Origin of the sequence: Georgenia soli (genome assembly GCF_002563695.1) — a bacterium.
GTDB classification, from domain to species: domain Bacteria; phylum Actinomycetota; class Actinomycetes; order Actinomycetales; family Actinomycetaceae; genus Georgenia; species Georgenia soli.
The window spans coordinates 1,058,565-1,071,554 of record NZ_PDJI01000004.1; the positions used below are offsets into that span (position 1 = coordinate 1,058,565).

The following is a 12,990-nucleotide window of genomic DNA, read 5'->3' on the forward strand; positions in this document are numbered from 1 at the left end:
TCGGCGGGCGCGGGGTCAGACCGCGGCGGCCCGCTTGTTGCGCGAGGCCGTCCGGAACCGCTCCTGGGAGTCGAGGATGACCTTGCGGATGCGCACGGCCTCCGGGGTGACCTCGACGCACTCGTCCTCGGCCGCGAACTCCAGCGACTCCTCGAGGGTGAGGCGGCGCGGCGGCACGAGGTTCTCGAAGTTGTCCGCCGTGGAGGAGCGCATGTTGGTGAGCTTCTTCTCCTTGGTGATGTTGACGTCCATGTCCTCGTTGCGGGAGTTCTCCCCGACGACCTGGCCCTCGTACACCTCCGAGGTGGGCTCGACGAAGAACGAGCCGCGCTCCTGCAGGTTGATCATCGCGAACGGCGTCACGGACCCGGCGCGGTCGGCGACGAGCGAACCGGTGCTGCGCAGCTCGATCGGCCCCTGCCACGGCTCGTACCCCTCGGCGATCGAGGAGGCGATACCGGTGCCGCGGGTCTCGGTGAGGAACCGGGTGCGGAAGCCGATGAGCCCGCGGGCGGGGACGACGAACTCCATGCGCACCCAGCCGGTGCCGTGGTTGGACATCGTCTCCATGCGGCCCTTGCGGGCAGCCATCAGCTGGGTGACGGTGCCGAGGTACTCCTCGGGGACGTCGATGGTCATGCGCTCCATCGGCTCGTGGCGCTTGCCGTGGATCTCCTTGGTCACCACCTGCGGCTTGCCGACGGTCAGCTCGAAGCCCTCGCGCCGCATCTGCTCGACGAGGATCGCCAGGGCCAGCTCGCCGCGGCCCTGGACCTCCCAGGCGTCCGGCCGCGACGTCGGCAGCACCTTGAGGGAGACGTTGCCGATCAGCTCCCGGTCGAGGCGGTCCTTGACCTGGCGCGCCGTGACCTTGGCACCCTTGACGCGGCCCGCGAGCGGGGAGGTGTTGATCCCGACCGTCATGGAGATCGCCGGGTCGTCGACCGTGATCAGCGGCAACGGGCGGGGGTCCTCGGGGTCCACGAGGGACTCGCCGATGGTGATGTCCTCGATGCCCGCCACGGCGACGATGTCACCGGCGAACGCGGACTCGGCCGGCACGCGGTCCAGCGCCTCGGTGCGCAGCAGCTCGGAGATGCGCACGTTCTTGGTGGTGCCGTCCGCCCGCGCCCACAGGACGCTCTGCCCCTTGCGCAGCTCGCCGTTGTGGATGCGCAGGAGCGCCAGGCGGCCCAGGAACGGTGAGGCGTCGAGGTTGGTGACGTGCGCCTGGAGCGGCGCCCCCTCGTCGTAGGACGGGGCGGGGATCTTCTCGATGATGGTCTCGAACAGCGGCTCGAGGTTCTCGCTGTCCGGCAGCGTGCCGTCGGCGGGCTGGGTGAGGCTGGCTCGGCGGGCCTTGGCCGAGGCGTAGACCACGGGCACGTCGAGGATCGCGTCGAGGTCGAGGTCCTCCACCTCGTCGGCGAGGTCGGAGGCGAGCCCGAGAAGGAGGTCCTGCGCCTCGGAGACGACCTCGGCGATGCGGGAGTCCGGGCGGTCGACCTTGTTGACGACCAGCACGACGGGCAGCTTGGCGGCCAGCGCCTTGCGCAGGACGAACCGCGTCTGCGGCAGCGGGCCCTCGGAGGCGTCGACGAGCAGGACGACGCCGTCGACCATGCTCAGGCCCCGCTCCACCTCGCCACCGAAGTCGGCGTGCCCGGGGGTGTCGATGACGTTGATCGTGAGGCCGTCCTCGAGGCCGGCGCGCTGCGCCGCCGGGCCGCGGTAGTGCACCGCGGTGTTCTTCGCGAGGATCGTGATGCCCTTCTCACGCTCGAGGTCGCCGGAGTCCATGGCGCGCTCGTCGACGTGCTGGTGCTCGCCGAAGGCGCCGGACTGCCACAGCATGGCGTCGACGAGCGTGGTCTTGCCGTGGTCGACGTGGGCGACGATCGCGACGTTGCGCAGGTCGGAGCGCAAAGGCATACGCGGAATCTCATTTCATCTCATCGTGGTGCCCGCTTCGCACGGCCCTGAGGGGCCCCGGCGGTACGCAGGACGTCCGACGGCGGTGGGCAGGCGGCATCCGGTCACGGGTGCCGACCGCCAATTCTACGTCGGCAGGCGTGGATCCCGTCACCCCGGAGCGTTGTGCGCGCGGTCACGTGCGGGAGAGGCCGCGGTGCCGAGCAGGGATGATGACGCCATGGGACCGACTCTGACCTTCCGCCCGACGTCCGCGAGGGTCTACGCGGCGATGTGCTGGGTGGTGGCCGCCGCGATGCTCCTCGCGTTCGCCTCCAACGGCGGGCTGGCCGAGGTGCTGCAGTACGGGCCGGTCGCCCTGGCGCTCGCCGCGCTGGGCTGGGCGGTGTTCTGGAACCCCTTCGTGCGGGTCGAGCCGCGGGGCGTGACGCTGGCCAACGTGTTCCGCACCCACGAGGTCGGCTGGGACGCGGTCGAGCGCGTCGAGACGAGGTGGGGCCTGAGCCTGTGGACGCCGGCCGGCAAGCTCTCGGGCTGGGGCGCCCCCGCGAGGGGCGGCCTCTTCGCCGGACGTCGCCGCCCGGACGAGCAGTCCGAGCTCTTCGACACGGACGGGACGGGGACCTTCAGCGCGAGCGGCGACTCCGTTCTCGTCGGGCGCGTGATCGAGCTCCGGGCGGCGACCGGCGCCGGCCCCGGCCGCCCCGCCGGTGCCTGGTCGGGAGTGCGGACCTGGACGAACGTGCCCGCCGTGGTGGCCGTGCTCGGGGGACTCTCGCTCGCCGTCGTGGCCGCCACGACGCTCGGCTGAGGCCGGCGCGTGCGAGCAGGACAACGGCACAGGGCCGGTGGTCGCCCACCGGCCCTGTGCCGTTCCTGCTCGGGAGTCGTCAGCGAAGCATCAGCCGGCGACGAAGCCCCAGTTCTCCGGGCGCGTGGTGCTGAAGCCCTCGGCGCCGAAGTTCGCGAGGTTGCTGACCGTGGCCACGAGGTCGGGGCGCTGGTACAGCGGGAGGGTGTGCACCGACTCCCAGATCAGCTTGTCGGCCTGGTTGGTCAGCTCGATCCGCTTGTCGTTGTCGGTCTCGACGGCGATCTGGTCGATCAGCTCGTTCAGCTCGGGGTTGTTGAGCTTGGCGTAGTTCGACGTGTTGGTCGACGGGTCGCCGTAGATCTGGCCGATGTTGGCCATCGGGTACGGCGTGCCGATCCAGGAGAAGGCCATGATCTCGAAGTCGCCGGCCTCGAGAGCCGGGCCGAACTCGTCGACCGGCGTCTGCACGAGCTCGAGGTTGATGCCGACCTCCTTGAGCTGCGCCTGTGCGAGCTGGCCCTCGTTCTCCGAGACGGGCACACCGGTGAGGACGGAGAACTTCACCGTCAGCGGCTGGCCGTCCTTCTCACGGATACCGGTGGACTCGTTGAGCACCCAGCCGGCCTCCTCGAGGTCCTTGGCGGCACGCTCCGGGTCGTAGTCGAACTCGCCCGCGTTGTCCTCGTAGCCGGCCTGGCCCTCCATGAAGAAGTGGTTGCCCAGGGGGGCGATGAGGTCCTCCGGCATGCCGGCCAGGTCGGACTCGGCGATGGCCTGGCGGTCGATGGAGCGGGAGATCGCCTGCCGGATCGCCTGGTCCTGGAGCAGCCCGGCGGTGGAGTTGAAGGTGAAGTGACGCCAGTTCGGGCCCTTGGCCTGGCGGGTCTCCGCGTTGGCGACGGTCTGGGCCAGCTGGTAGGCGTTCGGGTCGGGCCCGATGTCGAAGACGTCGATCTCGTTGTTCTGGAACGCGGTCCCCGTGGCGTCGGACGCGACGACCCGGAACTGGATCTCGTCCAGCATGGCCTCGGGGCCCCACCAGTTCTCGTTCGGGACGAGGGTCAGGACCTGCTGGGCGTCGTCGATGTTCTCGACCTTGTACGGACCGGTGAACCACTCGTCCGGGAACTCCAGCCAGCCCTCGTTGAAGGTGGCAGCGTCCGCCAGGCCCTCGGCCGGGTAGACCTCGGAGACGATGGAGCTCCAGTCGGGGTAGGTGGCCTTGAACGTGATGACGACCTGGAACTCGTCCTCACCCTGCTCGACCGACTCGATCTGCTCGTACGGCTCCGTCTGGACGCACAGGACGTCGGGGTCCGACGCGTCGCACACCGTGAGGGACGCCTCGTAGTCCTCCCACGTGATGGGCTCGCCGCTGTTCCACTTGGCGTCGGGGTTGAGGGTCAGCGTGATGACCTGCTTCTCCCCCTCCATCTCGTCGGTGAAGTCGACGAGGTAGTTCTCGTTCGGCTGGGGCAGGCCCTCGCCGTCGTAGTCGAAGTTCCGCACGCTGATGGCGTCACGGATGTCCGTGTAGTCGGCGTTGTTCCCGTTGACGTGCATCGGGTTCCACTGCGGGGGAAGCTCGGCGACGGCGCGCCGCAGCGTCCCGCCCTTCTCGAGCTGGTCGCGCGGGGTCGCGTTGACCTGGAACAGGTCGCCCTCGCCGTCGGTGTTGACGCCGGCGCCTGCCTCGCCGCCGGCCGCGGTCTCGTTGCCGGAGCCGCCGTCAGTCTCGCCGCCTCCGCTGCAGGCCCCGAGGACCAGCGCAAACGCTGCGCCGGTCGCGAGGACTGCTGCACCCTTCTTCGTGCGCACTCTTGAACCTCCATCGTTTCCGACGAACGCGCGCGGGTATCCGCGGGGCACAGACATCGGTCTGCGGACACGTTCGTGGTGAGTACTGAACCACGGCCGCTGTGACGTTCAGCACGCCGTCACGAGAACAGCCGGAGTTGTGACCCAATTGAGACCGACCCGTCCGGATGCCGGTCAGCTCTGACGCGCGCGACCGCCGACGCCGGCAGGGCCCGGCGTCGGCGGCGACGGCGGTGTCAGAACACCTCGACGGCCTCCGCGTAGTGGCACGCCGCACGCTGGTCCTCCGCCGTCGGCCGCAGCGCCGGCTCCTCGGAGATGCAGCGGGACCGCTCGTCGTCGGAGAGGGTGAGGAACTTCTGGCACCTCGTGCGGAACCGGCAGCCCGAGGGAGGGTTCGCCGGCGACGGCAGGTCGCCCGAGAGGATGATCCGCTCCCGCTTGCGCTCGATCTCCGGGTCCGGCACCGGGATCGCCGAGAGCAGCGCCTGGGTGTACGGGTGCGTCGGGCGCTCGAACACGCGGTCCACCTCGCCGACCTCGACGATCTTTCCGAGGTACATCACGGCGACGCGGTCGGCGATGTGACGGACCACGGACAGGTCGTGGGCCACGAACAGATAGCTGAGCCCGAGCTTGCCGCGCAGCTCGTCGAGCAGGTTGATGACACCGGCCTGGATCGACACGTCGAGGGCGGAGACCGGCTCGTCCAGCACCAGCAGCTTCGGCTCCAGCGCGAGCGCACGAGCGATGCCGATGCGCTGGCGCTGGCCCCCGGAGAAGTGCTGGGGGTAGCGGTTGGCGTGCGAGGGCTCCAGGCCCACGAGGCGCATGAGCTCGCGCACCCGCTCCTCGGCCTTCTTGCCGCGTACCCCGTTCGCCTCGAGCGGCTCGGCGATGATGTCGAAGACCGGCAGCCGCGGGTCCAGGGAGGCCATCGGGTCCTGGAAGACCACCTGCAGGTCGCGCCGCACGCTCTTGCGTGCCTGGCGCCCGCGGAGCGTGGAGACGTCGTTGCCCAGGACGACGACCGTGCCGTCGGAGGGCGCTCTGAGGTTGAGGATCTCCAGCAGGGTGGTCGTCTTGCCGCAGCCCGACTCCCCGACCAGCCCGAGGGTCTCGCCCGCACGGATGTCGAAGCTGACGCCGTCGACCGCGTGCACCGTCCCGACACGGCGCTTGAACACGGAGCCCTTCATGAGGGGGAAGTACCGCTGCAGATCGGTGACGCGCAGCACCTCCTCACGTTCGTGGCGCGGCACCTCGGCCAGCGGGCGCTCGACGAGCCGTGGCAGGGGGTAGATCTCCTTGAAGGTGAGGTCGTGCTCGGTGATCTCGCCCGACCGGTGGCATGCGGAGGCGTGCCCGAGCCCCCGGGTCGGCTCGAGGGCCGGCTCCACCTCCCGGCAGACGTCGACCGCCATGGGGCACCGCGGCGCGAACGGGCACCCGGTCGGGAGGTCGAGCAGGGAGGGCGGGTTGCCCTCGACGGGCGCGAGCGCGCGCTTCTCCCCCTCGTCCGGGCGCGGCAGCGAGCCGAGCAGCCCGATCGTGTACGGCATCGTGGAGCGGTAGTAGATGTCGTCCACCGGGCCGCTCTCGACGACGCGGCCCGCGTACATCACGGCGACCTTGTCGGCCAGTCCGGCCACGACCCCCAGGTCGTGGGTGATCATGACGACGGCGGCCCCGGTCTCCCGCTGGGCCGTCTTGAGCACGTCGAGGATCTGCGCCTGGATCGTCACGTCCAGCGCCGTGGTCGGCTCGTCGGCGATGATCAGGTCGGGGTCGTTCGCGATGGCCATGGCGATCATGGCGCGCTGGCGCATGCCGCCGGAGAACTCGTGCGGGAACGACTTCGCCCTGACCTGCGGGTTGGGGATGCCGACCAGGTCCAGAAGCTCCACGGCACGCCGCTGCGCCGCGGCGGCGTCCAGGTCGCGGTGGGTCTGGAGCGCCTCGACGATCTGGTCGCCGACCGTGTAGACGGGCGTGAGGGCGGACAGCGGGTCCTGGAACACCATGCCCATCTGCCGGCCGCGGATGCGGGACATGTGGGCGTCCGAGCGGCCGAGGAGCTCCTCCCCGTGCAGGCGCACGGACCCGGCGACCCGGGCCGTCTCGGGCAGCAGCCCCATCACCGACATCGAGGTGACCGACTTGCCCGAGCCGGACTCGCCGACGATGCCCAGCACCTCGCCCGCTTTGACCGAGAAGCTCACGCCCCGGACGGCGTGGACCACGCCGTCCTCCGAGGGGAAGTCGACGGTGAGGTCCTGCACCTCGAGCACCGGTGCCCCGCTGACGCGTCCGGGCTCACGGGCGTCGAGCGCGCTCGCGGTCGCGCCGCCCCGGTTCCTGCTGCGGCTGAGGATGTTCACGCGCGTCCTCCGGACTTGGACGAGGGGTCGAGGGCGTCGCGGAGCCCGTCGCCGACGAAGTTGATGAAGATGAGCATCAGGGTCAGCACCGTCGCCGGGGCGAGGAAGATCCACGGGTAGGTGGACGCCATCCGCTGCCCCTCGGCGATGAGCGTGCCCAGCGACGTCTCGGGCGCCTGCACGCCGAACCCGAAGAAGGACAGGGAGGTCTCCGCGAGCACCGCGGTGGCGACGGCGAGCGTGGCGTCGATGATCAGCAGCGACGAGATGTTCGGGATGACGTGCCGGAAGATGATCTTCGGGGTCGAGACGGACATGTACTTCGCCGCGGTGACGTACTCCAGGCCCTTGATGCCCAGGGTCATGGAGCGCACGACGCGGGCGGAGAGCATCCAGCCCAGCCCCGCCAGCAGGAGGATCAGCATGAGGACGGAGCCGCGACTCTCGCCGGTCTGGACCGAGATGATCGCGATGATGAAGAAGCTCGGCACCACGAGCAGCAGGTCGATGACCCACAGGGCCACCTTGTCGAACCAGCGGCCGTAGTAGGCGGCGAAGGAACCGATCGTCGCCGCGACGAAGGTCTGGACGAGGGCGACGCCCAGGCCGATCATCATCGACTTGCGCAGGCCCTCGGCGGTGAGGGCGAAGACGTCCCTGCCCGCCTGCGTCGTGCCCAGCCAGTGCTCCCCGCTCGGCGGCTTGAGGAACGCCGTCTGGTCGATCTGGGTGTACGTCCACGGTGACAGGTACGGCCCCACGAGGGCGAAGGCGGCCAGCAGGAGGTAGCCGACCAGCCCCACGACGGCGGTCTTGTTGCGCAGGAAACGCCGCAGGATGATCCGACGGCGGGAGAGCCGCCGGGTGGGGGTGGGCGTCCCGCCGGTCGCCACCTCCGGCAGCTCCGTCGTCAGCGGTGCGTTCTTGTCGCCCGGCTCGTAGTCGAGCGGGATCCCGGCCGGGCCGCTCGCGCGGCCGTTCGTCGTCGTCATCTCAGCTCACCCTCACTCGCGGGTCGAGGGCGGCGACGAGGACGTCGGAGAGCATGGCACCCACGAGGACGCACACACCGCCGAACGCCGCCACCGCGACCGACCCGTTGACGTCCTGCGCCGTGATCGCCTGCACGCCGTAGATCCCCATGCCGTGCCAGCCGTAGATCAGCTCCGTGAACGTGGCCCCGAGCACCAGCGTGGCGATGGTGAACGCGAAGTAGGTGCCGGTGGGGATCAGCGCGGTGCGCAGGGCGTGGCGGCGCAGCGCCCGGCCCTTGCGCAGCCCCTTCGCCCGTGCGGTGCGCACGTAGTCGGCGCCCAGGGTGTCCAGCATGAGGTTGCGCTGGATGCGGCTGTAGGACGCGATGCCGCTGAGGGACAGCGTGATCGTCGGCAGGAGCAGGTGCTGGAGCCGGTCGAACAGCGGCGCGAGCGGCCCGTCCCCGTGCCGGCCGGTCTCGCCGAGGAACTCGAAGAACTGCGTCCCGGTCGCCTGGTTGAACTGGATCGCGAGGATCTGCAGCACGACGGCGATCACCAGCGTCGGCGTCGAGATGATGATCAGGGAGATCAACGTGATCGCCCGGTCGCTGACGCGGTACTGCCGCGTCGCCGTCCAGGCGCCGAGCGCCACGCCGAGCGTGATGCCGAGGACCGACCCGATCGTCACCAGCCGCAGCGACACCCACACCCGGGTGCCGATCTCGTCGTTCACGCTCTTGCCGAACGGCGTCTGACCCCAGTCCCACGCGGTGACGACGCCGGTCAGCCAGGTCCAGTACCGCTCGAGCACCGGCGTCTTGTCGTTGAGGTTGTACGCCGTGAGCGAGGCGTCGATCGACGCGGGGTCGATCGGCGGGTTGCGCAGCTCGTACAGCGACCGGGGGTCGAGCTGGGTCGCCGCGAGCAGGTACGTCAGGCTCACGGCGAGGAAGAGCAGGAGCAGGTAGTTCAGCAACCTGCGCGAGAGGTACGGAAGCATGCTCTGACTTTCGGGGCGCGGCCGGACCGGGGTGACGAGCCCCCGTCGGGGACTCACCGAGATCTGACCTGACGGACGACGCCGCAGGCGTCCGGATGTGATCCGGCTCATGCGGCGTTCCGACAGAGTACATCGTCGTCCAATACCGCCCGGCCCCTCCGGGCCGCCGGAAGATCACGGTCCGGCCACGGAACGAGCCGCCCGACGACGACCGCCCGCCGTCGTGCAGGGCACGAGGGCGGGCGGCCGGCCGAGAGGTGTCAGGCGTCGAGCGGCGGAGCCTCCGGCACCTCGGGGCCGAGCTCGAGGCTCGCGCCGGGGATCGCCGCGAGCAGCTCGCGGGTGTACTGCTGGCGAGGGTTCTCGAACACCTCGTCCGTGGTCGCCTGCTCGACGATCCGGCCCTTCTCCATCACCGCCACCTGGTCGGCGATCTGCCGCACCACGGCCAGGTCGTGCGTGATGAACAGGTAGGTGAGACCGAGCTCCTTCTGGAGGTCGTTGAGCAGGGTCAGCACCTGCGCCTGGACCAGCACGTCGAGGGCGGAGACGGCCTCGTCGCAGACGATCAGCGACGGCTCCAGCGCGAGCGCGCGGGCGATCGCGACGCGCTGGCGCTGACCGCCCGAGAGCTCGTTCGGGTACCGGCGCATGGTCGACCGCGGCAGCGCGACCATCTCGAGCAGCTCGGCGACCCGCGCGGCTCGGGACTTCTTGTCGCCGATGCCGTGCACGCGCAGCGGTTCCTCGATGGTCCGGAAGATGGAGTACATCGGGTCCAGCGAGCCGTAGGGGTTCTGGAAGATCGGCTGGACCTGGCGCCGGAAGTCGAAGAGCTGCTTCTTGCCGAGGGTCCCGACCTCCGTGCCCTCGAAGATCACCCGCCCCTCGGTGGGCTCGAGCAGGTTGAGCATGATGTTGGCGACGGTGGACTTCCCGGAACCGGACTCCCCCACCAGCGCCATCGTCGAACCGCGCGGGATGGCGAAGGAGACGTCGTCGACGGCCTTGAACTCACGCCCGGCGCCCGGCACGGCGCCGCGCAGGTGGAACACCTTGCTCAGGTTCTCCACCTCGACGATGTTCTTCGCCCGCACCGCGCTGCCCTCGCCGGCGGCGAGGAGCTCCTCGGTCTCGACCCCCTGCTCCTTGGCGCTCTGGATGCGCCGCGACGCCAGCGACGGCGCGGAGGACACCAGGCGCTGCGTGTAGGGGTGGCGCGGGTCGGCGAGGATCTGCCGCGCCGGCCCGGACTCCACCACCCGGCCGCGGTGCATGACCACGAGGTGCTCGGCCCGCTCGGCCGCGAGCCCGAGGTCGTGGGTGATGAACAGGACCGCGACGTGCCGCTCCTGCGTGAGGTGCTCGAGGTGGTCGAGGATCTGGCGCTGGACGGTGACGTCCAGGGCGGAGGTCGGCTCGTCCGCGATCAGCAGCCGAGGCTGCCCGGCGAGACCGATGCCGATGAGCGCGCGCTGGCGCATGCCGCCGGAGAACTCGTGCGGGTACTGCTTGGCCCGGCGCCCGGCGTCCGGGAGACCGGCGGCGGCGAGCACCTTCTCCACCTCGGCGTCGGCCTCCTTGCCCTTGGCCACGCCGTTGGCGATCAACGCCTCCTTGACCTGGAAGCCGATCTTCCAGACGGGGTTCAGGTTCGACATCGGGTCCTGCGGGACCAGCCCGATCTCACGTCCGCGCAGGTCCTCGATCTCGCTGCGGGAGGCACCGACGAGCTCGCGGCCGGCGAACTTGATGGAGCCGCCGGTCACGCGGCCGGTGCCGGGAAGCAGATCGATGATCGCGTGCGCGGTGGTGGACTTGCCGGACCCGGACTCGCCGACGATCGCCACCGCCTGCCCCGGGTACACGGTCAGGTTCGCGCCGCGCACGGCGGGCACCATGCCCGTCGAGGACTGGAAGGCGACCTCCAGGTCACGGATCTCGAGCAGCGGGGTGTTCGGGTCCACGGTCTCGGCGACCATCGTCGCCGTCGCGGTGAGGTTGTCCGTCATCGGGTGCGCACCTTCGGGTCCAGGGCGTCGCGCACCGCGTCGCCCATCATGATGAAGCCGAGAACCGTGAGGGCCAGGGCGCCTGCGGGGTAGAACAGCACCGACGCGTTGGACCGCAGGGACGCCTGGGCGGCGGAGATGTCCCCGCCCCACGAGACGATGTTCGACGGCAGGCCGATGCCGAGGAAGCTCAGCGTGGCCTCGGCGACGATGAAGGTGCCCAGGGCGACGGTGGCGTAGACGATGATCGGCGCGGCCGCGTTGGGCAGGATGTGCCGGGCGAGCACCGCGAGACGGCTCACGCCGAGCGACTTCGCGGCCGTGACGTAGTCGTTGTTCTTCACGGCCATCACCGACCCCCGCGTGATCCGGGCGATCTGGGTCCAGCCGAAGGCCGCGAGGACGGCGACCACGGTGATGGTCGAGCGGGAGTCGCTGAAGACCTGCATGACGACGATCGCCGCGAGGACCAGCGGGATGGCGAAGAAGATGTCGGTGACCCGCGAGAGGATCGTGTCGAACCAGCCGCCGAAGAAGCCGGCGATCGCGCCGATGACGGTCCCGATGATGACGACCACGAGCGTGGCGAGCACGCCGACCGTCACGGACGCGCGGGCACCGTAGACGGTGCGGGCGTAGATGTCGCAGCCCTGCCGGTCGAAGCCGAAGGGATGCTCCGCCGAGGGCGGCCCGTACTGGTTCCCGAGCTCGCAGAACCGCGGGTCCTGGGAGGTGAAGAGGGTCGGGAAGGCCGCGACCACGCAGACGAGCACGATGATGACCGCCGAGGCCCAGAAGATCGGGCGACGGCGCAGCTTCTTCCAGGCCTCCGACCAGAGGCTCGACGGGGCGCCTGAGTCGTCGACCGCGTCGACGGCGCCGAGGCCCGTCTCGTCCAGCTCGGCGAAGAAGTGCTCCTGATGACGGCGGACGGCCACAGGCTCGGGCAGGTGGCCCAGCCCGGAGTGCGAGATGTCAGGCATAACGAATCCTCGGGTCCAGGGCGGCGTAGAGAAGGTCGACGACGAGATTGGCGACGATGTAGACCATGACGAGCACGGTCGTCAGCGACACGACCGTGGCCGACTCCCCCTGGAGGATCGCCCGGTAGAGGGTCCCGCCGACGCCCTTGATGTTGAAGATGCCCTCGGTGACGATGGCGCCGCCCATGAGCGCGCCCAGGTCGGCACCGAGGAACGTCACGACGGGGATGAGCGAGTTGCGCAGCACGTGCACGTTGATGACCCGCCCGCGCGAGAGGCCCTTCGCCCTGGCCGTGCGCACGTAGTCGGCCGTGAGGTTCTCGGCGACGGAGGTGCGGGTCAGCCGCAGGACGTACGCGAAGGACACCGCCCCGAGGACGATCGCGGGCATCAGCAGGTCCCGGAACGTCCCCTCGCTGCTCGCCGTGGTGGGCAACCAGCCGAGCTTGACCCCCACGACGAACTGCAGCACGAAGCCGATGACGAACGTGGGCACCGCGATGACGAACAGCGACGACACCAGGGCGGTGGCGTCGAAGAGCCCGCCCCGGCGCAGGCCGGCGATCAGCCCGACGGCGACGCCGAAGACGGCCTCGAAGACGAGTGCCATCACGGCGAGCTTGAGCGTGACGGGGAAGGCCTCGGCGATCACGTCGATGACCTCGCGGCCCGAGAAGGTGATGCCGAAGTCCAGCGTGAAGATGCCCTGGAGGTAGAGCAGGTACTGCACGATGAACGGCTGGTCCAGGTTGTAGCGGGCTCGGATCTGCTCCTGGACCGCCTCCGGGAGCCCTCGTTCGCCGCCCAGCGCGGCGACGGGGTCACCGGGCATCGCGAAGACCATGAAGTAGATGAGCAGTGTGGCTCCCAGGAACACCGGGATCACCTGCAGGATCCTGCGCCCGATGTATCGGACCATCAGGTCGCCTCCTCAGCGAAAAGTCGTTTTGCGGTTCGGGGGCTCCCCGACCCTGGGTGACGATACGTCGTCGTCCCCGCACGCACGAAGCCGGGGGCGGGACCGATCGGTCCTGCCCCCGGCGCCCGCGGTGCTGGTGGAGAGGTCGCTCCGC

Annotated in this window: 9 protein-coding genes; 1 reads left to right on the forward strand and 8 read right to left on the reverse strand. The window is 70.1% G+C overall.

Going from position 1 to position 12,990, the window contains the following annotated elements; translation table 11 throughout:
• Positions 1 to 15: 15 nt before the first annotated feature.
• Complete coding sequence (typA, locus tag ATJ97_RS06095) at positions 16 to 1,932, reverse strand: translational GTPase TypA (RefSeq protein WP_098482972.1); 1,917 nt, start codon at positions 1,930 to 1,932, stop codon at positions 16 to 18.
• Between the two features lie 220 nt (positions 1,933 to 2,152).
• Between typA and ATJ97_RS06100 the strand changes: the two genes are divergently transcribed.
• Entirely contained in the window at positions 2,153 to 2,743 is a 591-nt protein-coding gene (locus ATJ97_RS06100; RefSeq protein WP_170037151.1) for a PH domain-containing protein, read from the forward strand.
• 90 nt (positions 2,744 to 2,833) lie between these two features.
• Here the strand turns inward: ATJ97_RS06100 and ATJ97_RS06105 are convergent, their stop codons facing one another.
• The 7 genes from ATJ97_RS06105 to ATJ97_RS06135 form a co-directional block, all read right to left on the reverse strand.
• The gene (locus ATJ97_RS06105) at positions 2,834 to 4,564 is read right to left on the reverse strand and encodes an ABC transporter family substrate-binding protein (RefSeq protein WP_170037153.1); all 1,731 of its coding nucleotides are present in this window, start codon (positions 4,562 to 4,564) and stop codon (positions 2,834 to 2,836) included.
• A gap of 236 nt (positions 4,565 to 4,800) precedes the next feature.
• Positions 4,801 to 6,939 carry an ABC transporter ATP-binding protein gene (locus tag ATJ97_RS06110; protein ID WP_098485270.1) on the reverse strand — a complete coding sequence of 713 codons (2,139 nt, stop codon included), beginning with the start codon at positions 6,937 to 6,939 and terminating at the stop codon, positions 4,801 to 4,803.
• A 2-nt stretch (positions 6,940 to 6,941) separates the two neighbouring features.
• Positions 6,942 to 7,937 (reverse strand): ABC transporter permease, encoded by a 996-nt coding sequence (locus tag ATJ97_RS06115; RefSeq protein WP_098482975.1) that lies wholly within the window; start codon positions 7,935 to 7,937, stop codon positions 6,942 to 6,944.
• Between the two features lies 1 nt (position 7,938).
• Positions 7,939 to 8,922: an ABC transporter permease gene (locus ATJ97_RS06120; RefSeq protein ID WP_098482976.1), complete on the reverse strand. Its 984-nt coding sequence runs from the start codon at positions 8,920 to 8,922 to the stop codon at positions 7,939 to 7,941.
• Positions 8,923 to 9,182: 260 nt separating this feature from the next.
• Positions 9,183 to 10,934, reverse strand: a complete 1,752-nt coding sequence (locus ATJ97_RS06125; protein ID WP_098482977.1) for a dipeptide ABC transporter ATP-binding protein — start codon at positions 10,932 to 10,934, stop codon at positions 9,183 to 9,185.
• A complete protein-coding gene (locus ATJ97_RS06130) occupies positions 10,931 to 11,917 on the reverse strand; it encodes an ABC transporter permease (RefSeq protein ID WP_098482978.1) in 987 nt (328 codons plus the stop codon). The genes ATJ97_RS06125 and ATJ97_RS06130 overlap by 4 nt, the downstream gene beginning before the upstream one ends.
• Positions 11,910 to 12,836, reverse strand: a complete 927-nt coding sequence (locus ATJ97_RS06135; RefSeq protein ID WP_098482979.1) for an ABC transporter permease — start codon at positions 12,834 to 12,836, stop codon at positions 11,910 to 11,912. The genes ATJ97_RS06130 and ATJ97_RS06135 overlap by 8 nt, the downstream gene beginning before the upstream one ends.
• Positions 12,837 to 12,990 lie beyond the last annotated feature (154 nt).

Excerpts from the sequence above, each read along its gene's own strand:
- ATJ97_RS06100 (WP_170037151.1), top strand. The coding sequence starts at position 2,153 with ATGGGACCGACTCTGACCTTCCGCCCGACGTCCGCGAGGGTCTACGCG.
- ATJ97_RS06120 (WP_098482976.1), bottom strand. The coding sequence starts at position 8,922 with ATGCTTCCGTACCTCTCGCGCAGGTTGCTGAACTACCTGCTCCTGCTC.
- ATJ97_RS06135 (WP_098482979.1), bottom strand. The coding sequence starts at position 12,836 with ATGGTCCGATACATCGGGCGCAGGATCCTGCAGGTGATCCCGGTGTTC.
- ATJ97_RS06115 (WP_098482975.1), bottom strand. The coding sequence starts at position 7,937 with ATGACGACGACGAACGGCCGCGCGAGCGGCCCGGCCGGGATCCCGCTC.
- ATJ97_RS06130 (WP_098482978.1), bottom strand. The coding sequence starts at position 11,917 with ATGCCTGACATCTCGCACTCCGGGCTGGGCCACCTGCCCGAGCCTGTG.
- ATJ97_RS06125 (WP_098482977.1), bottom strand. The coding sequence starts at position 10,934 with ATGACGGACAACCTCACCGCGACGGCGACGATGGTCGCCGAGACCGTG.
- typA (WP_098482972.1), bottom strand. The coding sequence starts at position 1,932 with ATGCCTTTGCGCTCCGACCTGCGCAACGTCGCGATCGTCGCCCACGTC.